The organism is Paraburkholderia sp. RL17-373-BIF-A (assembly GCF_046030175.1).
Taxonomy (GTDB): Bacteria; Pseudomonadota; Gammaproteobacteria; order Burkholderiales; family Burkholderiaceae; genus Paraburkholderia.
Genome location: NZ_JARESO010000001.1, coordinates 190917 through 215698 on the forward strand (window position 1 = coordinate 190917; position 24782 = coordinate 215698).

Sequence of the window (24782 nt, forward strand, 5' to 3'; positions counted from 1 at the left end):
GCATTACGGATTGCTTGTGCTGCGCGAAACACGCCACCTACGCCGTATCCGCGACCCACGCATCGAACCACTCGCGCGGCTGCGCGATTTCATTCTGCGCGGCCACCAGTTCGAGCTCATAGCGGCCGGCCTGCCAGGTCGTCTTCACCACCGCGTTCACGGCGGCCAGCGTGTGCTCGAAGGCCGCGCGAATCGAATCGCCTAGCAACGTGCGCGCGACGAACACCGCGCTCGTCAGATCGCCGACCCCCACCGGTTGCCGCGCGAACGGATAGAGCGGGCGCTGCCCCATCCACGATTCGCGTTCGGTGACGACCAGCATGTTGAAGCGGTCGGCGGGACTGTTGCGATCGAGCAGATGTTTGACCAGCACCAGCTTCGGCCCGCGTGCGATGAGTTCGCGGCATGCCGTCACGGCTTCTTCCAGCGTCTCGATCTCGCGTCCCACGAGGCGCTGCAATTCGGTGTGGTTCGGCGCCATCGCGTCGGCCATCTCGGGCATGGTGCGCACGAGAAATTCCTGGATGCCCGGCTCGACCTTGCAGCCGCTCGCGGCGCCCATCACCGGATCGCAGAAGTACCAGGCGCGCGGATTGGCGGCCTTCACGGCCTTGACGATTTCCAGCACCGACTGCGCCTGTTCGGGCGTGCCCAGATAGCCGGACAGCACGGCGTCGCAGCGCGGCAGCATGCCGATGGCGCCGATGCCGTCGACCAGATCTTCCATTTGCGAGCCGTCGATCGCGCTGCCGGTCCAATGGCCGTACTGCGTGTGGTTCGAGAACTGCACGGTATTGAGCGGCCAGACGTTGACGCCGAGCCGACGCATCGGAAACACGGCCGCGCTATTGCCGGCGTGACCGAAGACGACATGTGACTGGATGCTCAGAACGTTTTTCGTCATGGTGTGGCCCGCGCAAACGGGTATGCGCGATCAATGAAAACGGGAAGGGTGCACCGCGGCGGCGATCCGGCTAGCACCCGGACACCTCATGCGGCAGGACTGCTTCAGATGGTGCAGGAAATCGGCACACTCTGCATCGTCAGGAAACAATACATGAGTTTGCCTTGCGCGAGTCGATCGGTCCCCGCGTTGTTGCGCCGAACCATCAGACATGAGCATGGTGACGGACGGTTGCGAAGCCGCCCTTGGCACGTAAAAAGCGGCGTACCCGGGTTGCCCAACAGCCGTTCGAACTCAGGCCAGCTCGCGATACAACGCCAGATAACGCTCCGCCGAGGCGCCCCAGCCGAAGTCCTGGCGCATCGCGCGCCGCTGGGTTGCCTTCCATTCGGTGCGGCGTTCATACAGCGCGAAGGCGCGGCGGATCGCGGCGCCAATGCCTTTCGGTTCGAATCGCTCGAACACGAAACCGGTGGCGAGATCGTCGGCGAGATTTTCGAGCGAGGCGTCCACCACCGTATCCGCGAGGCCGCCCACGCTATGCACGAGCGGCAGCGATCCATACGCCAGCGCATACAGTTGCGTCAGCCCGCACGGCTCGAAACGCGAGGGCACCGCAATCACGTCGCTGCCCGCGACAATCGTATGCGCGAGCGTTTCATCGAATCCCAGTTCCACCGCCACGGATTCGGGATGCGTATGCGCGACGCGTTTCAAACCGTTCTCCAGCGCCGGGTCGCCGGTGCCGAAGACGATCAGCTGCCCGCCGTGCTTGACGATTTCGGGCACAGCCTCGAGCAGCAGGTCGAGGCCCTTCTGCTCGGTCAGGCGGCTCACCACGCCGAACAGCAGCGCGTCGCTTTTCTGCGCGAGGCCGAAGCGTTTTTGCAGCGCTTCCTTGCACGCCAGTTTGCCGGCGAGCCGCGTCATGCTGTAGTGGTTCTCGAGCAGCGTATCGGTGGCGGGACACCAGACCGTGTAGTCGACGCCGTTCAGGATGCCGCTCAGATCGTGCGAGCGATGCCGCAACAGACCGTCTAGCCCGCCGCCTTGGGCGAGCGTCTGGATTTCGCGAGCATAGGTCGGGCTGACGGTGGTGATGCGGTCGCTGTAGTAGAGGCCCGCCTTGAGAAACGACAGTTGCCCGTAGAACTCCACGCCATGCACGCTGAAAAAATCGTCCGGCAGGCCGAGCTGACCGAACTGATGCGCGGGAAACACGCCTTGATACGCGAGGTTGTGCACCGTAAAGACGCTGCGCGCGAAGCGCTTGCCGTGCTGCCGCTCGGCCGCTTTCAGATAGGCCGGCGCGAGCCCCGCGTGCCAGTCGTGCGCGTGGATGATCTGCGGCGACCATGCCGGGTCCAGTTGCTGGGCGAGTTGCGCGGCGACCCAGCCGAGTAGCGCGAAACGCTGCGCGTTGTCGCCGTAGGGCACGTGCTCGTCGTTCAGATAGGGATTGCCGGGCCGGTCGTACAGCGTGGCCGCGCGGATCACATAGACGACCAGGCCGTTCGACGCCAGCGTGCCGCGCTCGAGCGTGACGCCCGGCGCGTCGAAGCGGCGGCCCAGTTGCGCGACCGGCGCCAGATCGGTCAGGCCGGCGACCACCGCCGGAAAGCCGGGCAACAGCACCCGCACATCGGCGCCGCGCTCGATCAGCGCGGGCGGCAACGCGCCCGCGACGTCGGCGAGACCGCCCGTTTTGAGGAGGGGATGCAGCTCGCTTGCGACGTGCAGGGCGCGAATCGTCATAGGCTCCGTCTCTGTCCTGTTAGTGCGGGTTGGATGGCCGGCGGCAACCGGTCCGGTCCTGCTAAGTCTTCTGCTGCAACGCCTCCGGCGTGACCAGCACGACGCCGTCGTCGGTACGGTAGAAGCGCTCGGCGTCGCTCACCGGATCTTCGCCGATCACCGTGCCGTCCGGTATCGCGCAACCGCGGTCTATCACCACTTTCTGCAGCCGGCAGCTCGCGCCGACGGTGACCTGCGGCAACAAGACTGCCTCATTGATGTTACAGAACGAACTCACCTTCACATTCGAGGACAGCACCGAGCGCGAAATCTGCGAGCCCGAGATCACGCAGCCGCCGCACACGATCAGATTATTGCCCGAGCCTTGCAGCCCCTTCAGGTCGCGCACGAACTTGGCGGGCGGCAACTGTTCCTGGTACGTCCAGATCGGCCAGTTGCGATCGTAGAGGTCGAGCGTCGGGATGGTGGAGGCGAGGTCGAGATTGGCGGCCCAATAGGCGTCGATCGTGCCGACGTCGCGCCAGTACGGCTCCACATTCGGATCCGACGACACGCACGACATGCTGAACGGATGCGCGATCGCCGTGCCTTGCGTGACGACGCGCGGCAGGATGTCCTTGCCGAAGTCGTGATCGGTGTCGATGGTGGAGATGTTCTCTTCGAGCAGCGAATACAGGTAATCCGCGCTGAACACGTAGATGCCCATGCTGGCGAGCGCCGTATCCGGGCGGCCGGGAATGGCGGGCGGGTCGGCGGGCTTTTCCACGAAGCCCGTCACGCGGCGGTTTTCATCGACGTGCATCACGCCGAAGGCCACCGCCTCCATGCGCGGCACCTCGATACAGCCGACCGTGCAATCCGCGCCGCTCTCCGCGTGGTCGGCGATCATGCGCGTGTAGTCCATCTTATAGATGTGGTCGCCCGCCAGCACCACCACGTATTTCGGCCGGATCGAACGGATGATGTCGAGGTTCTGGAACACAGCGTCCGCAGTGCCGCGATACCAGTGCGCGCCTTCCACGCGCTGTTGCGCGGGCCACAAGTCGATGAATTCGCCCATCTCGCCGCGCAGGAAACTCCAGCCGCGCTGCAGATGGCGCAACAGCGAATGCGCCTTGTACTGCGTGACGACCGCGATGCGGCGGATGCCGGAGTTCAGACAGTTGGAGAGCGCGAAGTCGATGATCCGGTATTTGCCGCCGAAGTGCACGGCCGGCTTGACGCGTTTGTTGGTAAGCGGCCCGAGCCGCGTGCCCCGTCCGCCCGCAAGGACGATGGCGAGGGTAGTGCGTTGCAGATCGTTCAGCCGTGCCGGAGTGTCCATGTCTGTCTCCTGATTAGTATGCCCCGGATGGTTTGGTCGCTTGCTCTCCACTGATGAATCGTGCTGCGAGGCGGCTCCGTCTTCGCGGGTCCGTCTGCTAGTTCTAGCACTGATTTGCCGCGGGCGAGTCGTCTGAATTGTGCGGATGCCGCGCGTGCGCCCACCTTGCGCACGATCACCCCTTGCATCGCGGCGATCCGTGCGCCACGACACATAGGGCGTGAGGTGAGCAGTTGCAATATGCGTGCCACGACCGCCATGCCGCTGTCAGCGGGCGCCGGCGGCAGCAGAGTCGGGCGGCGCGTCGTAGAATCGTGCGCTCCCGGCCGCGGGTTCGGGCGTTGGTTTCGCCGTGCGTTTGCCTCGCATGCCTGCCGTGTTTCCTCTTTAGAAAAAACTTCGATGAGTTTTCGCCGCCTGTCCTTGCTCGCCACGTTGAGCGTTTGCGCGCTAGCCGCCACCTCCGCGCCCGCCGTTTTAGCGGCTTCCGCCGCCACACCCGCGAGCGCCGCCGCGCCCGCGAGTGCCGCCGCGCGGAGCGAGGCGAGCGTGGCTAGTCCGGCCAGCCAGGCCGTTTCCGCCGCCACTAGCGCCGCCGGCGATACCGGTACGGCTTACGGTCCCGAGTTGCAGGGTTTCAATTATCCGGCGCCGGTCGACCAGTACGACTTCACCTCGCAAGGGGTGGCGCTGCATATGGCGTACATGGATATCAAGCCGGCGAAGGCGAACGGCCGCACAGCGGTGCTGCTGCACGGCAAGAACTTCTGTGCGGCGACGTGGGACGCGACCATTCATCGGCTGACCGACGCCGGTTATCGCGTGATCGCGCCGGACCAGATCGGCTTTTGCAAGTCGAGCAAGCCCGAGCACTATCAGTACAGTTTTCAACAGCTCGCGCGCAATACGCATGCGTTGCTGGAATCGCTCGGCGTGACCAATGCGACCATGTTCGGCCATTCCACCGGCGGCATGCTGGCGATTCGCTACGCGCTGATGTATCCGCGCGAGACGCAGCAACTGGTGCTGGTCAACCCGATCGGTCTGGAGGACTGGAAGGCGAAGGGCGTGCCCTCGCTGTCCGTGGACCAGTGGTACGAGCGTGAGCTGAAGACGACCGCCGAGGGCATTCGCCGCTACGAGCAGACCAACTATTACGCGGGGCAGTGGCGCGCCAACTACGAACCGTGGGTGCAGATGCTGGCGGGTATGTATCGCGGTCCGGGCAAACAGATCGTCGCGTGGAATTCCGCGTTACTGGACGACATGATCTACACGCAGCCGGTGGTGTATGAACTGGGGCAAGTGAGCGTGCCGACGCTGTTGCTGATCGGCCAGAAAGACACCACGGCGATCGGCAAGGACGCCGCGCCTGCCGAAGTGCGCGCGAAAATCGGCCATTACCCGGAACTCGGCAAGGCCGCCGCGAAGGCGATCCCGCATGCGACGCTCGTCGAATTCGCCGATCTGGGGCATGCGCCGCAGATGCAGGATCCGCAGGCGTTTCATAAGGCGTTGCTGGACGGTCTCGCGGCGGTGCCGGCGAACCGGTGAGTCAGGAGTCGGTTGACTCTCGCAGATCGAAAAAAGGGCAGCCGCTGGCTGCCCTTTCTACATTCGTTGACGTAATTACCTGTCTTACTTGCCGCCCGCCAACTCCTCACGCACTTGCGCGCCGATCTCGAACGAGCGCAGCCGTGCCTTGTGATCGTAGATCTGTGCGGTGAGCATCAACTCGTCGGCACCGGTTTGTTCGATGACCGACTTCAAGCCTTCGCGCACCGTCTCACGATCGCCCAGCACCGTGCAGGCAAGCGAGTGCGCCACGCCATTCAATTCCATCTCCGACGCATCGAGCCGTTCGACTGGCGGCTGCAACTGACCCGGCGTGCCGCGTCGCAGGTTGATGAACTGCTGCTGCAGCGAGGTGAAAAGACGCTGCGCTTCTTCGTTCGTATCGGCGGCGAACAGATTGACGCCGACCATCGCATACGGTTTGTCGAGCGCGGCCGACGGACGGAATTGCGAGCGATACACCTGCAACGCCGTGAGCATGTAATCCGGCGCGAAATGCGAAGCAAAGGCGAACGGCAGACCGAGCGCCGCCGCGAGTTGCGCGCTGAAAAGCGACGAGCCGAGCAGCCACAGCGGCACGTTCAGCCCCGCGCCCGGCACCGCGCGAATGCGCTGGCCCGGCACGGGATCGGCGAAATAACGCTGCAATTCGACGACGTCGTCGGGAAACGACTCCGCGCTATTTTGCAGATCGCGGCGCAGCGCGCGGGCAGTGCTCTGATCGGTGCCGGGCGCGCGGCCGAGGCCCAGGTCGATGCGGTCGGGATACAGCGAAGCGAGCGTGCCGAACTGTTCCGCGATGACGAGCGGCGCATGGTTCGGCAGCATGATGCCGCCCGAGCCGACGCGGATCGTTTTCGTGCCGCCCGCGACATAACCGATCACCACCGAGGTCGCCGCGCTGGCGATGCCCGTCATGTTGTGATGTTCCGCGAGCCAGAAGCGGCGGTAATTCCAGTTTTCCGCGTGCTGGGCGAGGTCGAGCGTATTCCTGAACGCGTCTGCCGGCGTGGCGCCCGCGGTGACCGGCGAGAGGTCGAGGACCGAGAAGGGGATCATTGTCTGTTCACTTGTTGTTTCCGGCGCTTTCGCGCGATGGGGCATTCTCGCAAAGGTTGTGTTTTTCTGCTGACGGTGCCGCGATGCCCACGTTCTTGAAAGGGGGTTTGCTCGCGCGCGGCGTTGGAAAGGCAGAACGCGTCGCTAGAGGGTCCGAGCGTTACATGCAAATCCGATATAGATATGGCCGATCAATATTTAACAAGCGCATGTCGCGCTGCTACCTTAACCCCTCGCACGAAAGCCATGCATCCAGCCAGTCACGTCACCGCCCCGCCGGGCAGAAACCATTCAGGGAGACACGCACGTGTCCATCGAATTCATCGGCATGATCCAGACCCGCAAGGTGTCCGAAACCCACGCGGCGCAAGGTCCCGTTATCGACATCGACTACGTCGAACAGTTTGCCCGCGCGCATGAAGCCGCGGGCTTCGACCGCATCCTCGTGCCGCATCATTCCACTAGCCCCGATGCGCTGTTGACGATCGCGCACGCGGCGAGCGTGACCAGCAAGGTGCACTTCATGCTCGCGCATCGGCCGGGTTTTGTCGCGCCGACGCTCGCCGCGCGTCAACTGGCGACGCTCGATCACTATTCGGGCGGCCGCCTCGCGGTCCACATCATCTCGGGCGGCGACGACACCGATCAGCGCCGCGACGGCGACTTCCTCTCGCACGACGAACGCTACGCCCGCACGGACGAGTACCTGCACATCCTGCGGCGCATCTGGACCGAGGCCAAACCCTTCGATCACAACGGCCAGTATTACCGCTTCGAACAGGGCTTCTCTGAAGTAAAGCCGGTGCAGCAGCCGCATATTCCGGTGTACTTCGGCGGCGCGTCGGCGCCCGCGCTCGAAATCGCCGGCCGTCACGCAGATGTCTACGCGCTGTGGGGCGAGTCGAAGGCACAAGTGCGCGAGCAGGTCGCCCGCGTGCGCGCGGAAGCCGCGAAGCACGGCCGCACCGTGCGCTTCTCGGTGTCGTTCCGGCCGATTCTTGCGGCCACGGAAGCAGCGGCTTGGGAGCGCGCGGAACACATCCTCGAAGAAACGAAGCGGCTGCGCGCGGCGCAAGGGATCGGCGTGGGTGGGCCCGCGCAAAGCGAAGGCGCACGGCGGCTGCTCGCGGCATCGGGCGATTCGGATCGCGTGGACGAGCGGTTGTGGACCGGTATCGCGAAAGAAATCGGCGGACGCTCGAATTCGACCGCGCTCGTCGGCACGCCTGAGCAAGTGGCCGATACGCTCGCCGAATATCACGCACTTGGCGTCTCGACCTTCCTCGTGCGCGGCTTCGATCCGCTGGAAGACGCCATCGACTACGGCCGTGAACTGATTCCCGCCACTCGCGAACGTATCGCGCGCGTCGAGCGCGTGGCGGCGTGAACGGAGGCGCCATGACCGATCTGTCTCTCACCACGTTCGCCAAGGAACTACCGGCAATCCAGCGTCACGCGCCGCAACGCAAATTCTGGTTCGACGATGTACCGCCGCGCGAGAGCGTCGCCGCTGAACGCCGCTATCGGCAGGAGCGGCTCGCGGTGGCGTTTCGTCTCTTCGCGCGCTACGGTTTCGATCAGGGGCTCGCGGGCCACATCACCGCGCGCGATCCGGAATGGCCCGATCACTTCTGGGTGAATCCGTTCGGCAAGCATTTCAGCCGCATCCGCGTGTCCGATCTGCTGCTGGTGAATGCCGAGGGCGAGATCGTGGTCGGCGAGGGGCCGGTCAATCAGGCGGCGTTCGCGATTCACGCGGCGATTCACGAAGCGCGCCCCGACGTGGTCGCGGCGGCCCACACGCATTCGCTGTACGGCAAGGCATGGTCGACGCTCGGCCGTACGCTCGATCCGCTGACTCAAGACTCGTGCGCGTTCTATCAGGATCACGCGTTGTTCGACGATTTTCGCGGCGTCGTGCTCGATACCGATGAAGGCGCGCGGATTGCCGCGGCGCTCGGCGAGCGCAAAGCGGTGATCCTGAAGAATCACGGCATTCTCACGGCCGGCCCGAGCGTGGAAGCGGCGGCGTGGTGGTACATCGCGCTCGACAACGCGTGCCACGCGCAACTGCTCGCTGAAGCCGCCGGCACGCCGCAAGCGATTCCGCACGACATCGCCACGCTCACGCATGAACAGGTCGGCCGCGCGGGCGGCGCGCTGTTCGCGTTCCAGAGCCTGCTGGAAGGGCTGGTCGAAGCCGAGCCCGACGTCCTCACCTGAACGCTCCCACACGATGACTCAACGTACGAATTCGCCGGTTTCGCACCGGCGTCGCCGGCTCATGGCTGCGCTGTCAGCCGCGTTGCCGGCTGCGGCATGGCTCGGAGTGGGCAGCGGCCTGATCTCCCGCTCCGCCGTTGCTGCCACGCCCACGCCCAACAGCGCAACCGGGCCGCGTCTGGACCTGAGCAAAGTCCGCCTGCGCGTCGCCACTTACAAAGGCGGCGACGCCACGCTGCTGAAAACCGCGGGCCTGACCGATACGCCTTACATGATCGACTGGTCCGAATTTCAATCGGGCAACGCGATGGTCGAAGCGATGAACGGCGGCTCGCTCGACATCGCCTCGGGCAGCGAGATTCCACCGATCTTCGCGCGCCTGCAGAACGCGCAGATCCGCGTGATCGCCGTCTATAAGGACGATGTCAACAACCAGGTCGTGCTGGTGCCCAAAGGCTCGACGATCCGCTCGATCGCCGATCTCAAGGGCAAGCGCGTCGGCTATCTGCGCGCGACCACCACGCATTACTACTTGCTGCGCATGCTCGAGGAAGCGGGACTCTCGTTCAATGACATCCAGGCGACCTCGCTCGCGCCGCGCGACGGCTTCGCCGCTTTCAACGCCGGCTCGCTCGATGCCTGGGCGATCTATGGCTACAACGTGCCGCTCGCGATCTCGCAGGCCGGCGCGCGCGTGCTGAAAAACGCCAACGGCTATCTGTCCGGCAATTACCTGTACTACGGGCATCCGGCGACGCTTGCCGATCCGCTGCGGCGCGCCGCGTCCGCGGATCTGCTGGTGCGCTTGCAACGCGCGTGCACGTGGTTCGCGCAACATCAGGACGCGTACGCGAAGGTGTTGTCCGCCGAGTTGCGCGTGCCGGAGGAGGCGATCCTCTCGCTCTATCGCAACCAGAGCCAGGCGCGCCGCGTCACCGGCATCACGGGGGCGGATATTGCGAGCGAGCAGCAGGTGGCCGATACCTTCGCGCGTGCCGCCGTAATCGAGCGGCGTGTCGATGTCGCACCGCTGTGGACCGACACCTTCAACACCGCGCTCGCCAAAGGTGCGTGAGCGCGCCATTCGAACCTACCTTCTGAATACTCGATGACTCAAGCCCTGAGGTCGGACCGCCTGCGCGCGTTCGCCGGCCGGATTGCGTCGCTCGTCGACGAAGCGGCGCCCGAAGCGCATCTGCTGGAAACCGGCGGCGCCGCGCTGCGCGAACTGATCGCCCACGACGACTGGCTGCCCGACGCCTTCGCGCAACCCGATCCCGAGCGGTATCAGCAGTACCTGTTGTACGTGGACGCGCGGCAGCGTTTTTCAATCGTCAGTTTTGTGTGGGGACCGGGGCAGGCGACGCCGGTGCACGATCACACCGTCTGGGGTTTGATCGGTGTGCTGCGTGGCGCGGAAATTGCGCAGGGTTACCGTATCGCCGCCGACGGCGCGCTACAGGAAAACGGCGCGGCAAAACGACTCGACGCCGGCGCCGTGGATGCAGTGTCGCCGCGCATCGGCGATATTCATCGTGTGAGTAATGCTTTTGGTGACCGTACGTCGATCAGCATTCACGTGTACGGTGCAAATATCGGCGCGGTAAAACGGTCCGTCTATCCGGACGGCGCCGCACGCAAGCCCTTTGTCTCCGGCTACGCGAACGACGTGTTGCCGAATATCTGGAATGTTGCGAAGGAGTCCCCGATCTCATGAGTTTCGTTCAGGCATTTCGTACCCGATCATTCGAAGACGTGCGCCGCGCACTGCTCGAACGCGAGGAAATCGCGCTCGTCGACGTGCGCGAGGAAGATCCGCACGCCCGCAGTCATCCGCTGTTTGCCGCCAATCTGCCGCTGTCGCGGCTCGAACTCGACGCGCCGGTGCGCTTGCCGCGCCAGGCGGTGCCCATCGTGGTGTTCGATTCCGGCGAAGGACTCGCCGAACGTGCCGCGCGCCGTCTAGGCGAGCTGGGCTATACCGACGTCGCTCTGCTTGAAGGCGGTTTGCAAGGTTGGCGCGCGGCCGGCGGCGAGCTGTTCCAGGACGTCAACGTGCCGAGCAAGGCGTTCGGCGAACTGGTGGAAAGCGTGCGTCATACGCCGTCGCTGACCGCGCCGCAAGTGCAGGCGCTGCTCGATCACGAAGCCGACGCGGTGGTGCTCGACGCACGCCGTTTCGACGAATATCACACCATGAATATTCCCGGCAGCATCAGCGTGCCGGGCGCGGAGCTGGTGCTGCGCGCGCGCCAGCTTGCGCCGAATCCGGCGACGCGGATCATCGTCAATTGCGCGGGGCGCACGCGCAGCATTATCGGTGCGCAGTCGCTGATCAATGCGGGTGTGCCGAATCCGGTTGCGGCGCTGCGCAATGGCACCATCGGCTGGACGCTGAGTGGCCAGGCGCTCGCGCACGGCAGTTCGCGCAAGTTCGAGCCGATGGTCGACGATCAGCTACGTCTGGCCGCCGCCGATTCGGCGCGCACGGTGGCGGATCGCGCGAAGGTGGGCCGCACTTCACGCGACGAAGCGCGCCGCTGGGCCGGCGAAGCGGTGCGCACCGTGTATCGCTTCGACGTGCGCACGCTGGAAGAATACGAAGCGGGCCACGTGCCCGGTTTTCGCAGCGCGCCGGGCGGCCAGCTCGTGCAGGAAACCGATATGTTCGCGCCGGTGCGCGGCGCGCGCGTGATCCTCGCGGATAACGACGGCGTGCGCGCGAACATGACCGCGTCATGGCTCGCGCAGATGAATATCGAGGTGTATGTCGTCGATGGTTTGATGGCGGCGGACTTCGGCGAGAAGGGCGCGGCGCCCGCGGTTCGCCATGCGCCCACGGCGCCCGACGCCGACGAGATCACGCCGGCCGGACTGGTCACGCTGCTGCAATCGCGAGGCACCGCCGTGCTCGATTTCACCAGCAGCGCGAATTACGTGAAGCGGCATATTCCCGGCGCGTGGTTCGTGATTCGCGGCGAACTCGAGAAGGCACTGCACAAGCTGCCGGATGCGCAGCGTTTCGTCGTGACCTGTGGCAGCGGCGAGCTCGCGCGCTTCGCCGCTCCCGACGTCGCGGCATTGACCGGCAAGCCGGTGCAGGTGCTGAGCGGCGGCACGACGGCGTGGATCGAAGCGGGTTTGCCGCTCGAGAGCGGCGAGACGCGGATGGCGTCGGCGCGCATCGATCGTTACCGGCGGCCTTATGAGGGCACCGATAACGCGCGCGAAGCGATGAACGCGTATCTGGAATGGGAGTATGGGCTCGTCGCGCAACTCGGGCGCGACGGTACGCATGGGTTTCGCGTGATCTAAGCGGTTTGCTGCGACGAAACCGTCGAACAGGCGAAGTGAGCGAGGGCGGCGCGGCTTAGGCCGCGCGCTGCGCGCGCGCTTCCTTGAACTGCCGCTCGACAGCCGCGCCGAAACGTTCGACAGGCTGTTGCAGTTTGCCGAGCACACGCGGCTGCACGAGCCAGATGTCGATCAGCGGCTTGAAGTCGCTGATCGGAATGATATCGAGCGTGTCTGCGTGGGCGCTCATCTGCAGTAACGGCAGCGGCACGAGACCCAGACCGTTGCCGTCCGCGACGAGGTGCAATTGCAATTCGGTGCCAAGCGTTTCCAGGTTCAGCTTGAGGGCGAGTCCGAGCCCGGTGAGCGCGCGTTGCAGGCCGTCGCGGAAACCGCAGCCGTCCGGGTTCAACACCCAACCGATCGACTGGCATTCCGCCAGCGTATGCGCTCGCTTTTTCAGCAGCCCTTTCTGCGCGACCACCGCCAGTTTGATGCGACCTAGCGAGCGGGCCGACAGCGCGTCGTCGAAGGTCTTGTTGCTGGGCAGCAGGATCGCCGCCGCGTCGAGTTCGCCCTGTTCGACGCGTTGCAGCAGTTGACTGCCCCAACCGGTCGACGCGCGCGCCTGCAAGTCGGGATAGTCCGTCTTCAGAACGCGCATCGCCTCGGTCAGCGCGATATCCGCAATCGTCTGCGCGACGCCGAGACGCAGCGTGCCGACTGGCGGCGTGTCGGTGGCGACGATCTCGCGCAGCACGTCGAGTTCACGCTGGATCACGCGACATTGTTCGTAGACGATGCGTCCCGTGGCCGTCGCCTTCAGCGGACGCGTATTGCGGTCGAGCAGTTCGACGCCGAGCGCTTCCTCGAAATTCTGCAAGCGGCGCGTGATCGCCGGTTGCGTGAGGCCGAGCGAGAGCGCTGCCTGCTGCAGCGATTGACAGCGAATCACGGTGACGTAGGCGTCGATTTCGTCGATCTTCATGATGAGCGGTGAGCGGATAGAGGCGCAAAAGAATGCGCTCGATGATACCCGCGTCGGCGCGTACCCGCATCGGCCGCGTAAGAAAATTTCGCATATTTGCTTAGCAGAATAATGCGTTTGTCTTATACAAAGGCCTGCCTTATCGTCGATGGCAAATCAACTCGTTGCCACGACACACGCGCTGCCCATGACGACTTCCCGTTTTTCTTTCGCAATCCGATCTGTTGTGCGACGTGCGTGGTCTGTAACGCCCGGCGTTGCCGCGCTTGCTGCGTCAGCGTTGCTGTGCGCCGCGCCATCGTATGCCGCCGATCTGCCGGTGCTCAAGGTCGGCGATCAAGCCTTGCAAACGCGCGGCATTCTCGAAGCGTCCGGCCAGTTGAAAGACCTGCCGTACAAGATCGAATGGTTCAACTTCCCGGCAGCGCAGCCGCTTGGTGAAGCATTGAATGCGGGTGCGGTCGACGTCGGCGGTCTCGGTGACGCGCCGCTCGTCTTCGCGCTGGCCGCCGGCGCACGAGTGAGGGCGGTCGCGGCGACGCGCTCGAATCCGCTGGATCTGGCGATCGTGGTCGGCGCACAGTCGCCGCTCAACGACGCGGCGAGTCTGAAGGGCAAGCGCATTGCCACGACGCGCGGCTCGATCGGCCACTACCTCGCGCTGGCCGCATTGAAAAAGGCCAACGTGCCGCTCACCGACGTCACCTTCGTATTCCTCGCGCCCGCCGATGCGAAAGCGGCGCTCGCCTCGGGCAGTGTCGACGCATGGTCGGTGTGGGACCCGTACACGGCGCTCGGAGAAGCGCGCGATCACGACCGCATCATCGCCAACGGCGTCGGTCTGTCGGAAGGGCTGAGCTATCAGGTCGCCACTGAACGCGCGATCACCGACAAACGCGAACAACTCGCCGACTTCCTGCGGCGCGTGGCGATCGGCCAGCGCTGGGCGCTCTCGCATCCCGACGAAGTCGCGGCGATGCAGTCGCGTGTCACGGGCCTGCCGACCGATGTGCTGAAGACCGTCTATCAGCGCGGCCAGGTGCATCCGGTAGCGATCGACGACAGCGTCGTGGCCGCACAGCAACGCACGGCGGACACTTACGAAGCCGCCAACGTGATCCGCGCGCATCTGGACGTGCGCCCGAGCTTCGATCGCAGCTTCCCTTTGCCTTGACGCGGCCAGCCGGAGTCTCCGCATGAATGCCCCGATTGCCGACCGCGCCGTGACACGGCGTCATCCGCCGTTCGAAAGCGATGCATTCGACGCATTGCTGGCGCAACTCACGAATGAGTTCGCCGCGAGCGCCGCGCACCATGACCGCACGGCTGAATTCCCGCATGCGAATCTCTCACGCCTGCACGAGTTCGATCTGCTTTCGCTGACGGTGCCCGCAGCGCTCGGCGGCGCGGGCGCGAGCCTGCCGCAGGCCTTGAAGGTGGTGCGCGCGGTGGCGCGCGGCGAGCCGTCCACGGCGCTGGTGCTGGTGATGCAGTATCTGTTTCATCATCGCTTGCAGGGCAATCCGCATTGGCCGGTCGAACTGCGCGAACGCGTGGCGCGCGATGCGGTGCGTGAGGGCGCGTTGATCAACTCGCTGCGTGTCGAACCCGAACTCGGCACGCCCGCGCGCGGCGGCTTGCCGTCGACGATCGCGAAGCGCCGCGCGGACGGCTGGGTGATCGACGGCAGCAAACTGTATTCGACCGGCAGTCCCGGTCTCACCTGGCTCGCGGTGTGGGCGCGCAGCGACGAGACGCCGCCGCGCGTCGGCGTGTGGCTGGTGCACCGCGACACGCCCGGCGTGCGAGTGGGCAACGAATGGAATCATCTCGGCATGCGCGCCACCGGCAGTCACGATCTGGTGTTCGACAACGTGTTCGTGCCGGCCGCGCAGGCAGTGGATGTGCATCCGCCGGGCGCGCCGGGCGCCGGGCTCGATGCGCTCGGCGTGGCGTGGATGAGCGTGCTGTTGTCGGCGGTCTACGACGGCGTCGCGCGGGCCGCGCGCGACTGGTTCGCGCAATGGGCAGTGGACCGCACGCCGGGCAATCTCGGCGCGCCGCTGTCGAGCCTGCCGGCCTTCCAGCAGACGCTCGGCCGCATCGACGCGCTGCTGTTCAGCAATCGCGTGCTGCTCGACGCGAGCGCGCGTGCCGAACACGCGGCGCTCGACGAAGCGCCGCTCGTCAAATACACGGTGACGAACCAGGCGATCGAGGCCGTGCAACTGGCGATCGAAGCGAGCGGCAACCCCGGTCTTTCGCGCGACAATCCGCTCGAGCGTCACTATCGCGACGTGCTGTGCGCGCGGATTCACACGCCGCAAAACGACTCGGTGCTGCAGGCGGCGGGACGCGCGGGTTTTGCATCGATTTCGCGAGATTGAAATGCTTCGTCGAAAGCCGTTGAAGGCCTCGCCGCCCAACGCAAATCATCTGCCAATTCGGTGTAAACGCGCTCTCGTCTAAACCCGCCAATCCGTTTAGATTAACTGCACTTGGAAGGCTTATCGAGGGACCAGGGCGGCCAATCAAGCAGCGGTTTGCCATTCCGGCGATGGCGCAAGGTCAGCAGCCAAGGTTGCTCACCGCTTCGCCCGGGACCAGACCGCTGCGCGTCGTCCGCGGTGCTTCGTTTTCAGGCGGCCAGTCGGCCGCTTTCACTTTCCGGTTGACCGTATCGACCGACCCGGCGACGCTTTGCACAGCGTCGCCTTTTTGCTTGTGGCGCCGGTTTTTTAACGTGCTTTGCCGTCTGCTTTGCCACGTTGTCTCCCGCCGTCGCCGCCTCTTGCCGCCACCACCGTGTACGACCGCGCACACCGCCGTGCCGCGTCCGCTCGCGGTTTTGCCCGTGCGCGGTTATCCTGTAGCAGACACTACACAACGGGATGCGGGCTTCGCAGTCTGCGTCCGTACAGGAAAAACTCGCTGTGAGCCTCAAACTGCTGACTGTCGCCATGCTGGCCGCGTGCGTCGCGCTGACCGGTTGCGACGACCAATCGAGCGACCGAGCCGTGCAAAAACTCAAGGAATTTTTCAACGCCGTCAAACCGGATGCGTTGTTGCTCAAGGACATGACGCCGGGCGTCACGACCGAAGCGCAGATCCGCGACCAGATGGGCAAGCCGGAAACCGAGCGCACGTTCACCGACGGTTCCAAACGCTTCGAATATCCGCGCGGCCCGCAAGGCCTGAATACGTACATGGTCGACATCGATCGTCACGGCAAATTGCAGGCGATCACCCAGGTGCTGACGGCTGCCAACTTCGCGAAGATCCGCATGGGCATGAGCGAGGACGAAGTGCGCCGACTGCTCGGCAAGCCCGGCCAGGTCGCGGTGTTTCCGCTCAAGCCGGAAACCGTGTGGAGCTGGAAGTGGCGTGAAGGCGGCGTGACCGAAGAAGGCATTTTCAACGTGCATTTCGACCAGTATCAGAAGGTGTACACGACATCGCGCTCGGACGTGATCCGAGGGCGATAGAAGTTAGAAGAGAGAAGCGGGGAAGAAGATGATTCGTCGACGTCGATACAGCCGGATCGGGCTGGTGTTAGGGGGCGGCGCCGCGCGCGGCTGGGCGCATATCGGCGCGATTCGCGCGCTGCATGATGCGGGCATCAAGCCCGATGTGGTCTGCGGCACGTCGATCGGCGCGCTGGTGGGCGCGGTGTACGCGAACGGCGACCTCGACTGGCTCGAGGAGTGGGTCGCGCGGCTCACGTGGCAGACGGTGGTGCGCCTGCTCGATCTGCGTCTCTCGGGTGGGCTGCTCGGCGGGCGCAAGGTGATCCAGCTGTTCGCCGACAAATTCAATGGCCGTTCGATCGCGCAACTGAACATGCCGTTCGCGGCGGTCGCCACCGAACTCGATTCGGGCCGCGAAAGCTGGCTCCAGGACGGCAGTGTGGTCGACGCGGTGCGCGCGTCGATTGCGATTCCGGGCATTTTCACGCCGGTGTGGCACAACGGTGTCTGGCTGGTGGATGGCGGCTTGAGCAACCCGGTGCCCGTTTCGGTGGCGCGCGGCATGCGCGCGGACTGCGTGATCGCCGTCGATCTGAACAACGATATTCTGAACGGCCGCGATTTCGGCGGCGCGGTGGTCGACACACCCGCCATCGATCCGAGCGCGCCGCCGCCGCTCGCACTTCGCCGCAACGGCAAGCCGTGGCCGCGCTGGCTCGCGCCTGCGGAGGGGCGCGCCACGGACGACGTGCGCGTGCCGCCCGCGCCGAGCGCGCGCGTGCCGTCCATGCTGAGTTCGATCGCGCAAAGCATCGACATCATGCAAGTGCGGATTACGCGCAGCCGTCTCGCGGGTGAGCCGGCGGATATCCTGATCCAGCCGCGTTTGGGCGGCATGGGGATTTTCGACTTTCACCGTGCGGCGCCGGCCATCGAGGAAGGGCGCGCAGCGGTGGAACATATGCTGCCCGCGATTCGGGCAAGGTTGGGGATTGACTGACGTCTATCGAAAAAGCGACCCGAAACTTGCTAAATCGCGGCGGCGCTCGCTGCGCGTTCCCCGCCTTACAAATCCCAATTCCCCGCAAGACCAAGCCCTGCAAGACGCACGGCACGCCAAAGCACGCTTTGCTGCGTCGCAACAAAGCGCCGGCACGCCTTTGAGAAATTAATTTTCGCTTGTGAGACTCCGCGCCATGCTGGACGAGTGGGGCAGACACAAGCCGATACCGTCCGAGACATCCTCAAACAACCTGGATGGAGACACGCGTGTTCCTATACGGCTTTGGTCCGGTGTTGCTGGCCGGCACGATCCAGACAATCGAGCTGTCCGTCCTGTCGCTGGCGGCCGCCGTGCTGCTCGGCCTCGCGGGCGCGGCGGCGAAACTCTCATTCAGCCGCCCGCTGCGGGCAATCGCGACCGGCTACACGACACTGATCCGCTCGGTGCCCGACCTCGTGCTGATGCTGCTGCTGTTCTACAGCATCCAGATCGCGGTCAACAATCTCACCGACGCGCTGAATCTCCCGCAATTCGATATCGATCCGTTCGTGGCCGGCGTGCTGACGCTTGGCTTCATCTACGGCGCGTACTTCACCGAGACCTTTCGCGGCGCCTTTCTGGCGGTGCCGCGCGGCCAGCTCGAAGCAGGCAGTGCGTACGGCATGAGCGGCGCGCGGGTGTTCACACGCATCCTGTTCCCGCAGATGATGCGTTTCGCGCTGCCGGGCATCGGCAACAACTGGCAGGTGCTGGTGAAGGCGACGGCGCTGGTGTCGATCATCGGTCTCGCCGACGTGGTCAAAGCCGCGCAGGACGCCGGTAAAAGCACCTTCAACATGTTCTTCTTCATCCTGGTCGCCGCGCTGATCTATCTGGCGATCACCACCGCTTCGAATCTCGTGCTGATCTGGCTGGAAAAGCGCTATTCGATCGGCGTGCGGCACGCGGAGCTCTAAGACCATGATCGACATCCTCAATCAATTCTGGCGCGCGTTCCTGTACTGGGACGGCCAGCGCATGTCCGGCCTCGCGGTCACGCTGTGGCTGCTGGTGGCGTCGATCGGCATCGGCTTCGTGCTGGCGATTCCGCTGGCGGTGGCGCGCGTTTCGAAGAAGCGCTGGCTCTCCACGCCGGTGCGTCTTTACACTTACGTGTTTCGCGGCACGCCGCTGTACGTGCAGCTGCTGCTGATCTATACCGGCATGTACAGCCTCGAATTCGTGCGCTCGCATCAAGTGCTGGACGCATTCTTCCGCAGCGGTTTTCACTGCGCGATTCTTGCCTTCGCACTGAACACCTGCGCGTACACCACGGAGATTTTCGCCGGCGCGATCCGCTCGACCTCGCACGGCGAAGTGGAAGCGGCCCGCGCCTACGGCATGAGCTGGTTCACGATGTACCGGCGCATTGTGATACCGTCCGCGCTGCGCCGGGCCTTGCCGTTGTACAGTAACGAAGTGATCCTGATGCTGCACGCCACCACGGTCGCCTTCACGGCCACGGTGCCGGACATCCTGAAGGTGGCGCGCGACGCGAACTCGGCCACTTACCAGTCGTTCGACGCGTTCGGCCTCGCGGCGCTGATTTACCTCGTGGTGTCGTTCGCGCTGGTGGCTTTGTTCCGCCGCGCCGAGCGTCATTGGCTGGGTTACCTGGCGGTGCGCACGCATTGAAGCGCGCCGTGTTTGCAGTGGATGGCGCGTTATCCTCGCGTCGTCACGAAGATTGATCCGTATTTTCAAAGGGAGAGCATCTTGCTCCACACGACTCAAACCGAAGCTTGCAAGCTCGCCGTACAGGACATCCACAAGCGCTACGGCGACAATGAAGTGCTCAAGGGCGTGTCGCTCAATGCGAATAAGGGCGACGTGATCAGCATCATCGGCGCGAGCGGGTCGGGCAAGAGCACCTTCTTGCGCTGCATCAATTTCCTCGAGCGGCCGAACGCCGGGCAGATCGTCGTCGACGGCGAGACGGTGAAGACCAAAACCGACCGTGCCGGCAATCTCGAAGTCGCCGATCACAAGCAGCTGCAGCGCATCCGCACGAAGCTCGCTATGGTGTTCCAGCATTTCAACTTGTGGGCGCACATGAATGTGATCGAGAACATCGTCGAAGCGCCGATTCATGTGCTGGGTCTGAAGCGCAAGGAAGCCGAAGACCGCGCGCGGGAATATCTCGAGAAGGTCGGTCTCGCGCCGCGCCTCGAAAAGCAGTATCCGTCGCATCTGTCGGGCGGTCAGCAGCAGCGTGTGGCGATTGCCCGCGCGCTGGCCATGAACCCCGACGTAATGCTGTTCGACGAGCCGACTTCCGCGCTCGACCCCGAACTGGTCGGCGAAGTGCTCAAGGTCATGCAGAAGCTCGCCGAAGAAGGGCGCACCATGATCGTCGTCACGCACGAAATGGGTTTCGCGCGCAACGTGTCGAACCATGTGATGTTCCTGCATCAAGGCCGCACCGAAGAAGAAGGCTTGCCCGCGGAAGTCCTGACCTCGCCGCGCAGCGAGCGGCTCAAGCAGTTCCTCTCCGGCAGCCTGAAGTAACGCGCGGCTCACGCCGTAGCGTTTGACTCGCTCAGCGATGGCTCGCACGTCCAGCCCGGCTCGCACCACGCAGGTCGCAATCGTCGCCTTGCCGCCCGTGTCGATGTCGGGCGTCGGGCCGATTGTCGACGCGCTCAATCTCGCCAATGAAATCGACGGCCGCGCGCTGTACCGCGTGCAGGTGTGTTCGTGGGACGGCCGCGCGGTGCCGCTCGCGGGCGGCGCGCACTGGCCGGCCGACGCCGCCTTCGGCGATGCGATCTCGTGCGACTGGCTGATCATCGTCAGCGAGCGCTTTCAGCAATTCGCCGATTACCGCCTCTTTCTTGCCAGCCTCTCGCGCGTCGGTCAGCGCACGCCGCTCGTCACCGGCATTCATCACGGCGTATGGTGGCTCGCCATGGCAGGGCAGTTGTCCGGCTATCGCGTGAGCGTCAATTGGGAAACCTATCAGCAGTTCTCCGAGCAGTTCGAGCGCTCCATCGTCACGCAACAGATTTTCGAAATCGACCGCGATCGCGCGACCTGTGCGGGCGGCCAGGCGACCGTCGACTTCATGCTGGCGATGATCGGCCGCGAGCACGGTCCCGAACTCGCGGACCGGATTGCCGATACGCTCGGCGTCGGCGTGCTGCGCGCGGGTGAGGAACGTCAGCGCATTCCGTTCGTGACCGCGCCGGGCGAACGCCATCCGCGCCTGAACGACGCGTTGCTGCTGATGGAAGCGAATATCGAAGACCCGCTTACCACCGACGAGATCGCGGGTCTGGTCGGCGTATCGCGGCGGCAATTGGAGCGCCTCTTTCGCCAGTATCTCGGCTCGATGCCGTCCAAATACTATCTGGGACTGCGGCTTTCGAAAGCGCGCACGCAATTGCAGCGCACCAGCAAGTCGGTGGTGCAGATTAGTCTCGCTTGCGGTTTTTCGTCGGCGGCGCACTTTTCGAATGCGTACCGCGAACGCTTCGGTGTCACACCGCGCGAGGATCGTCGGAACTGGATCGACAAGCAGACCGGCGCGAGCGGCGCCGCGGCCAGCGAGCCGCGGCCGGGCGCGCTGATCGAACCGCCGGATCAGGCGGATTGAAGCTGACTGAGACGCGGACAGAAACGCGGACAGAAACGCGGACTGAATCGCGGACAGAAACGCGCTGGCCAGGCGCTAAACCCGTCCCGTTCGCGTGGAACCTCATAGAAAGCGTCGCGTATGCGCAAGACGGATCGCGTGCGGTTTCCTACACTACCTGTATTACCTCTCACCTGTAACGAGGATTTGCCATGAACGACCTGACAGTGACACGCCAGACCTTCGACGAAGTCATGGTGCCGGTGTTTTCGCCCGCCGCCTTCGTGCCGGATCGCGGTCTCGGCTCGCGCGTCTGGGATACGCAAGGCCGCGACTATATCGACTTCGCCGGCGGCATCGCCGTCACCGCTCTGGGTCATGCGCATCCCGAACTGCTGAACGTGCTGCACGAGCAGGGCGGCAAGCTGTGGCACATCGGCAATGGTTACACCAACGAGCCGGTGCTGCGCCTCGCCAAACGCCTCGAAGACCTGACGTTCGCCGACCGCGCGTTCTTCGCCAACTCGGGCGCGGAAGCGAACGAAGCCGCGTTGAAGCTGGCACGCCGCGTCGCGTTCGACCGCCACGGCGCGGACAAATTCGAGATCATCTCGTTCACCCAGTCGTTCCATGGCCGCACGTTCTTCACGGTCAGCGTCGGCGGCCAGCCGAAGTATTCGGAAGGCTTCGGCCCGGTGCCGGCCGGCATCACCCACTTGCCGTACAACGACATCGAAGCCGCGAAGAAAGCCATCGGCGCGCAAACCTGCGCGGTGATCGTCGAGCCGATTCAGGGCGAAGGCGGCGTGATCCCGGCGGATCCGGCGTTCCTGAAGGCGCTGCGCGAAGCCTGCGATCAGCACGGCGCACTGCTGATTTTTGACGAGGTACAAACGGGTGTGGGCCGCAGCGGCTATTTCTACGCGTACGAGGAAACCGGCGTGACGCCGGACATCCTGACCACCGCCAAGGCGCTCGGCAACGGTTTCCCGATCGGCGCGATGCTGACCACCAACGAACTGGCCGCGCATTTCAAGGTCGGCGTGCATGGCACGACGTACGGCGGCAATCCGCTCGGCGCGGCGATCGCTGAAAAGGTGGTCGAACTGGTCAGCGATCCGAAACTGCTCGAAGGCGTGCGTTCGCGCAGTGAAGCGTTGAAGGGCCACCTCGCCAAGCTGAACGAACGCTTCGGCCTGTTCACGGAAGTGCGCGGCCGGGGTCTTCTGATCGGTGCGGAATTGACCGACGCATTCAAGGGCCGCGCGAAAGACTTCGTCACGGCGGCAGGCCAGCATGGCGTGATCATGTTGATGGCCGGTCCTGACGTGCTGCGCTTTGTGCCGTCGCTGATCATGCCGCTCGACGACATGAATGAAGGCTTCGAGCGACTCGCGAAGGCCATCGAAACGATCGTCGGCGCGAAGGCTGAAGCGGCGTCGCATTGATACACGGCATTGATCACGCGTCACATTCAACAGGAACGATGATGCTCTTCGTACGCCCAGGCCGCCTCGCCGATCTCGACGCGCTCGAACACATGGCGCGCACCGCGCAACCGGTGCTGCATTCCCTGCCGCACGACCGGCGTGCGCTCGAAGCGCGCGTCGCGTTGTCGGAAGACTCGTTTCGCGCGGAGGTCGATTTCCCGGGCGAGGAGTTCTATCTGTTCGTGCTCGAAGATGCGCTGAGCGGCAAGCTGATGGGCACGGCGAGCATCGTCGCCGCGGCCGGTTACTCGGACCCGTTCTACGCGTTTCGCAACGACGCGCTGATTCATGCGTCGCGCGAACTGCACGTGAACCGCAAGATTCACGCGCTGACCATGTCGCATGAGCTGACCGGCAAGAGCCGTCTCGCGGGCTACTACATCGATCCGTCGCTGCGTGGCGACGCCGCCGCGCATCTGATGTCGCGCGCGCGGATGATGTACATCGCCGCCAATCGCAAGCGCTTCACGCCCGAGGTGTTTTCGCTGCTGCTCGGCGTCACCGACGAGAACGGCGTGTCGCCGTTCTGGGAAGCGGTGGGGCGCAAGTTCTTCGGCCGCAACTTCGCCGACATCGAGATCGAATCGGGCGGCCGCAGCCGCACGTTCATCGCCGAAGTGATGCCGACGTATCCCGTGTATGTGCCGTTGCTGCCCGAGGCGGCGCAGCGCGTGCTCGGCGAGCCGGATTCGAAGGCTTTGCTCGCATACGACATTCATCTCGAGGAAGGCTTCGAGACGGATCGCTACATCGACATATTCGACGCGGGTCCGGTGTTGACCGCGCAAGTGGATCGCAGCGCCTGCGTCACGCGCAACGAATCGCGTGTGGTGCACGAGAACCATGCGGCCGCTGACGGTTCGACGTATCTGATCGCGCATAACGGCGCCGATGGCGAATTCCGCTGCGTGCTCGGCGAATTGCCGGCAGGTAAAGAAGCGGGCGCGTCGTTGCCGCACGCGGCGCGTGCCGCGCTCGGCGTGGAAGAGGGCGACACGGTGCGCTGCGTGCCGCTGCACCAGCCGCATCAGGAAGAACAATCGGGAGAGGCACGATGATCGTCGTTCGCGTTGTGCAACGAGGCGATGTGGACGCGCTCATGCGGCTCGCGCAGGAAACCGGCCCGGGTCTCACCACCTTCAAGCCGGACCGTGAGGCACTCGCGGCACGCGTGGAACGCGCGCGCCGCACGATGGAAGACAAGGCCGAGCCGCATGAAGCCGGCTACTTCTTCGTGATGGAAGACACCGACACGGGCGACGTCGCCGGCGTGTGCGGAATCGAAACCTCGGTCGGCCTGCAGCAGCCGTTCTACAACTATCGCGTGAGCACGGTGGTGCACGCGAGCCAGGACCTCGGCATCTGGACGCGCATGCGCGCGCTGAACATCTCGCACGACCTGACGGGTTATGCTGAAGTGTGCTCGCTGTTCCTCAGCCCGCGTTATCGCACGAGCGGCGTGGGCGGCCTGCTGTCGCGTTCGCGCTTCATGTTTCTCGCGCAGTTTCGCGAGCGCTTTCCGCAACGTCTGTGCGCGGAATTGCGCGGCCATTTCGATGCCGAAGGCACCTCGCCGTTCTGGCGCGCGGTCGGCTCGCATTTCTACCAGATCGATTTCAACGCGGCGGACTACCTGAGTTCGCACGGCCGCAAGGCGTTTCTCGCCGAGCTGATGCCGCGCTATCCGGTGTATGTCGAGTTGTTGCCGGAAGAGGCGCAGCAATGCGTCGGCCTCACGCACAACGACACGATTCCGGCGCGCCGCATGCTCGAATCGGAAGGGCTGCGTTACGAGAACCACGTCGATATCTTCGACGCGGGGCCGGTGCTCGAATGCCATATCGCCGACTTGCGCACGGTGCGCGAGAGCGTGGTGGTGCCGGTCGAGATCGGCGTGTCGAGTGCGCCGCAGGATGGACCGAAATCGATGGTGTCGAATACGTCGTTGAGCGATTTTCGCGTCGGCGTCGTGGCGGGCGTGCCGCAGGACGGCGTATTCCGCCTGAGCGCGCTTGAAGCCGCGGCACTCGACCTCAAGGCGGGCGACCTCGTGCGCGTGCTGCCGCAGAAACACAAACAGGGATGAT

At 64.6% G+C, this 24782-nt stretch carries 22 protein-coding genes; 17 read left to right on the forward strand and 5 right to left on the reverse strand.

The genetic code is table 11. From position 1 onward, the window contains the following. Positions 1-37: 37 nt before the first annotated feature. The 3 genes from pdxY to glgC form a co-directional block, all read right to left on the reverse strand. Positions 38-904 (reverse strand): pyridoxal kinase PdxY, encoded by an 867-nt coding sequence (pdxY, locus tag P0D80_RS00825; protein WP_132375065.1) that lies wholly within the window; start codon positions 902-904, stop codon positions 38-40. Positions 905-1198: 294 nt separating this feature from the next. Next, positions 1199-2659, reverse strand: coding sequence for a glycogen synthase GlgA (gene glgA / locus P0D80_RS00830; protein WP_408280263.1), 1461 nt, complete (start codon positions 2657-2659; stop codon positions 1199-1201). Positions 2660-2720: 61 nt separating this feature from the next. Next, positions 2721-3983, reverse strand: coding sequence for a glucose-1-phosphate adenylyltransferase (gene glgC, locus P0D80_RS00835; protein WP_408179306.1), 1263 nt, complete (start codon positions 3981-3983; stop codon positions 2721-2723). A gap of 402 nt (positions 3984-4385) precedes the next feature. On the opposite strand from glgC, the gene P0D80_RS00840 reads away from it, so the two are divergent. Continuing rightward, positions 4386-5537, forward strand: a complete 1152-nt coding sequence (locus tag P0D80_RS00840) for an alpha/beta fold hydrolase (RefSeq protein ID WP_408280265.1) — start codon at positions 4386-4388, stop codon at positions 5535-5537. 84 nt (positions 5538-5621) lie between these two features. On the opposite strand, the gene P0D80_RS00845 is transcribed toward P0D80_RS00840, so the two are convergent. Beyond that, positions 5622-6617 carry an LLM class flavin-dependent oxidoreductase gene (locus P0D80_RS00845; protein ID WP_408280268.1) on the reverse strand — a complete coding sequence of 332 codons (996 nt, stop codon included), beginning with the start codon at positions 6615-6617 and terminating at the stop codon, positions 5622-5624. A gap of 307 nt (positions 6618-6924) precedes the next feature. On the opposite strand from P0D80_RS00845, the gene P0D80_RS00850 reads away from it, so the two are divergent. From P0D80_RS00850 to P0D80_RS00870, 5 genes are all read left to right on the forward strand, one after another. Beyond that, positions 6925-8004: an LLM class flavin-dependent oxidoreductase gene (locus P0D80_RS00850; protein WP_132375060.1), complete on the forward strand. Its 1080-nt coding sequence runs from the start codon at positions 6925-6927 to the stop codon at positions 8002-8004. 11 nt (positions 8005-8015) lie between these two features. Further along, positions 8016-8840, forward strand: a complete 825-nt coding sequence (locus tag P0D80_RS00855; protein ID WP_408179302.1) for a class II aldolase/adducin family protein — start codon at positions 8016-8018, stop codon at positions 8838-8840. Positions 8841-8901: 61 nt separating this feature from the next. Beyond that, positions 8902-9915 (forward strand): ABC transporter substrate-binding protein, encoded by a 1014-nt coding sequence (locus P0D80_RS00860; protein WP_408280272.1) that lies wholly within the window; start codon positions 8902-8904, stop codon positions 9913-9915. Between the two features lie 33 nt (positions 9916-9948). Further along, complete coding sequence (locus tag P0D80_RS00865) at positions 9949-10557, forward strand: cysteine dioxygenase family protein (protein WP_408280275.1); 609 nt, start codon at positions 9949-9951, stop codon at positions 10555-10557. Further along, entirely contained in the window at positions 10554-12155 is a 1602-nt protein-coding gene (locus tag P0D80_RS00870; protein WP_408280278.1) for a rhodanese-related sulfurtransferase, read from the forward strand. Before P0D80_RS00865 ends, P0D80_RS00870 begins: the two co-directional genes overlap by 4 nt. Positions 12156-12210: 55 nt before the next feature. Here P0D80_RS00870 and P0D80_RS00875 read toward each other — a convergent pair whose 3' ends face one another. After that, the gene (locus P0D80_RS00875) at positions 12211-13122 is read right to left on the reverse strand and encodes a LysR family transcriptional regulator (RefSeq protein WP_408280281.1); all 912 of its coding nucleotides are present in this window, start codon (positions 13120-13122) and stop codon (positions 12211-12213) included. 187 nt (positions 13123-13309) lie between these two features. On the opposite strand from P0D80_RS00875, the gene P0D80_RS00880 reads away from it, so the two are divergent. The 11 genes from P0D80_RS00880 to astA all read left to right on the forward strand — a co-directional run bounded on the left by P0D80_RS00880 (position 13310) and on the right by astA (position 24781). Then, a complete protein-coding gene (locus tag P0D80_RS00880; RefSeq protein WP_408179296.1) occupies positions 13310-14296 on the forward strand; it encodes an ABC transporter substrate-binding protein in 987 nt (328 codons plus the stop codon). Positions 14297-14318: 22 nt separating this feature from the next. Further along, entirely contained in the window at positions 14319-15509 is a 1191-nt protein-coding gene (locus P0D80_RS00885; protein ID WP_408280285.1) for an acyl-CoA dehydrogenase family protein, read from the forward strand. Positions 15510-16055: 546 nt separating this feature from the next. Next, positions 16056-16607, forward strand: a complete 552-nt coding sequence (locus tag P0D80_RS00890; RefSeq protein ID WP_408280288.1) for a hypothetical protein — start codon at positions 16056-16058, stop codon at positions 16605-16607. Between the two features lie 28 nt (positions 16608-16635). Then, positions 16636-17589 (forward strand): patatin-like phospholipase family protein, encoded by a 954-nt coding sequence (locus P0D80_RS00895; protein WP_132375051.1) that lies wholly within the window; start codon positions 16636-16638, stop codon positions 17587-17589. A 269-nt stretch (positions 17590-17858) separates the two neighbouring features. After that, positions 17859-18548, forward strand: coding sequence for an ABC transporter permease (locus P0D80_RS00900; RefSeq protein WP_132375050.1), 690 nt, complete (start codon positions 17859-17861; stop codon positions 18546-18548). Between the two features lie 4 nt (positions 18549-18552). After that, positions 18553-19266, forward strand: coding sequence for an ABC transporter permease (locus P0D80_RS00905; protein WP_106285972.1), 714 nt, complete (start codon positions 18553-18555; stop codon positions 19264-19266). An 81-nt stretch (positions 19267-19347) separates the two neighbouring features. Beyond that, positions 19348-20139: an ABC transporter ATP-binding protein gene (locus P0D80_RS00910; protein WP_132375049.1), complete on the forward strand. Its 792-nt coding sequence runs from the start codon at positions 19348-19350 to the stop codon at positions 20137-20139. A gap of 37 nt (positions 20140-20176) precedes the next feature. Further along, a complete protein-coding gene (locus P0D80_RS00915; RefSeq protein ID WP_132375048.1) occupies positions 20177-21226 on the forward strand; it encodes a GlxA family transcriptional regulator in 1050 nt (349 codons plus the stop codon). Positions 21227-21417: 191 nt separating this feature from the next. Beyond that, positions 21418-22653, forward strand: coding sequence for an aspartate aminotransferase family protein (locus tag P0D80_RS00920; protein WP_342960979.1), 1236 nt, complete (start codon positions 21418-21420; stop codon positions 22651-22653). Between the two features lie 41 nt (positions 22654-22694). Continuing rightward, positions 22695-23753, forward strand: coding sequence for an arginine/ornithine succinyltransferase subunit alpha (gene aruF / locus P0D80_RS00925; RefSeq protein WP_408280292.1), 1059 nt, complete (start codon positions 22695-22697; stop codon positions 23751-23753). Then, entirely contained in the window at positions 23750-24781 is a 1032-nt protein-coding gene (astA, locus tag P0D80_RS00930) for an arginine N-succinyltransferase (protein WP_408280294.1), read from the forward strand. The genes aruF and astA overlap by 4 nt, the downstream gene beginning before the upstream one ends. Position 24782 lies beyond the last annotated feature (1 nt).

Bases quoted from the DNA above. Each gene is read 5' to 3' on its own strand.
- P0D80_RS00870 (WP_408280278.1), top strand. From the start codon at position 10,554: ATGAGTTTCGTTCAGGCATTTCGTACCCGATCATTCGAAGACGTGCGC.
- P0D80_RS00860 (WP_408280272.1), top strand. From the start codon at position 8,902: ATGGCTGCGCTGTCAGCCGCGTTGCCGGCTGCGGCATGGCTCGGAGTG.
- P0D80_RS00875 (WP_408280281.1), bottom strand. From the start codon at position 13,122: ATGAAGATCGACGAAATCGACGCCTACGTCACCGTGATTCGCTGTCAA.
- P0D80_RS00885 (WP_408280285.1), top strand. From the start codon at position 14,319: ATGAATGCCCCGATTGCCGACCGCGCCGTGACACGGCGTCATCCGCCG.
- pdxY (WP_132375065.1), bottom strand. From the start codon at position 904: ATGACGAAAAACGTTCTGAGCATCCAGTCACATGTCGTCTTCGGTCAC.
- P0D80_RS00880 (WP_408179296.1), top strand. From the start codon at position 13,310: ATGACGACTTCCCGTTTTTCTTTCGCAATCCGATCTGTTGTGCGACGT.
- aruF (WP_408280292.1), top strand. From the start codon at position 22,695: ATGCTCTTCGTACGCCCAGGCCGCCTCGCCGATCTCGACGCGCTCGAA.
- P0D80_RS00905 (WP_106285972.1), top strand. From the start codon at position 18,553: ATGATCGACATCCTCAATCAATTCTGGCGCGCGTTCCTGTACTGGGAC.
- P0D80_RS00920 (WP_342960979.1), top strand. From the start codon at position 21,418: ATGAACGACCTGACAGTGACACGCCAGACCTTCGACGAAGTCATGGTG.
- P0D80_RS00845 (WP_408280268.1), bottom strand. From the start codon at position 6,617: ATGATCCCCTTCTCGGTCCTCGACCTCTCGCCGGTCACCGCGGGCGCC.
- glgA (WP_408280263.1), bottom strand. From the start codon at position 2,659: ATGACGATTCGCGCCCTGCACGTCGCAAGCGAGCTGCATCCCCTCCTC.
- P0D80_RS00855 (WP_408179302.1), top strand. From the start codon at position 8,016: ATGACCGATCTGTCTCTCACCACGTTCGCCAAGGAACTACCGGCAATC.
- P0D80_RS00895 (WP_132375051.1), top strand. From the start codon at position 16,636: ATGATTCGTCGACGTCGATACAGCCGGATCGGGCTGGTGTTAGGGGGC.
- P0D80_RS00915 (WP_132375048.1), top strand. From the start codon at position 20,177: ATGGCTCGCACGTCCAGCCCGGCTCGCACCACGCAGGTCGCAATCGTC.
- glgC (WP_408179306.1), bottom strand. From the start codon at position 3,983: ATGGACACTCCGGCACGGCTGAACGATCTGCAACGCACTACCCTCGCC.
- astA (WP_408280294.1), top strand. From the start codon at position 23,750: ATGATCGTCGTTCGCGTTGTGCAACGAGGCGATGTGGACGCGCTCATG.
- P0D80_RS00865 (WP_408280275.1), top strand. From the start codon at position 9,949: ATGACTCAAGCCCTGAGGTCGGACCGCCTGCGCGCGTTCGCCGGCCGG.
- P0D80_RS00840 (WP_408280265.1), top strand. From the start codon at position 4,386: ATGAGTTTTCGCCGCCTGTCCTTGCTCGCCACGTTGAGCGTTTGCGCG.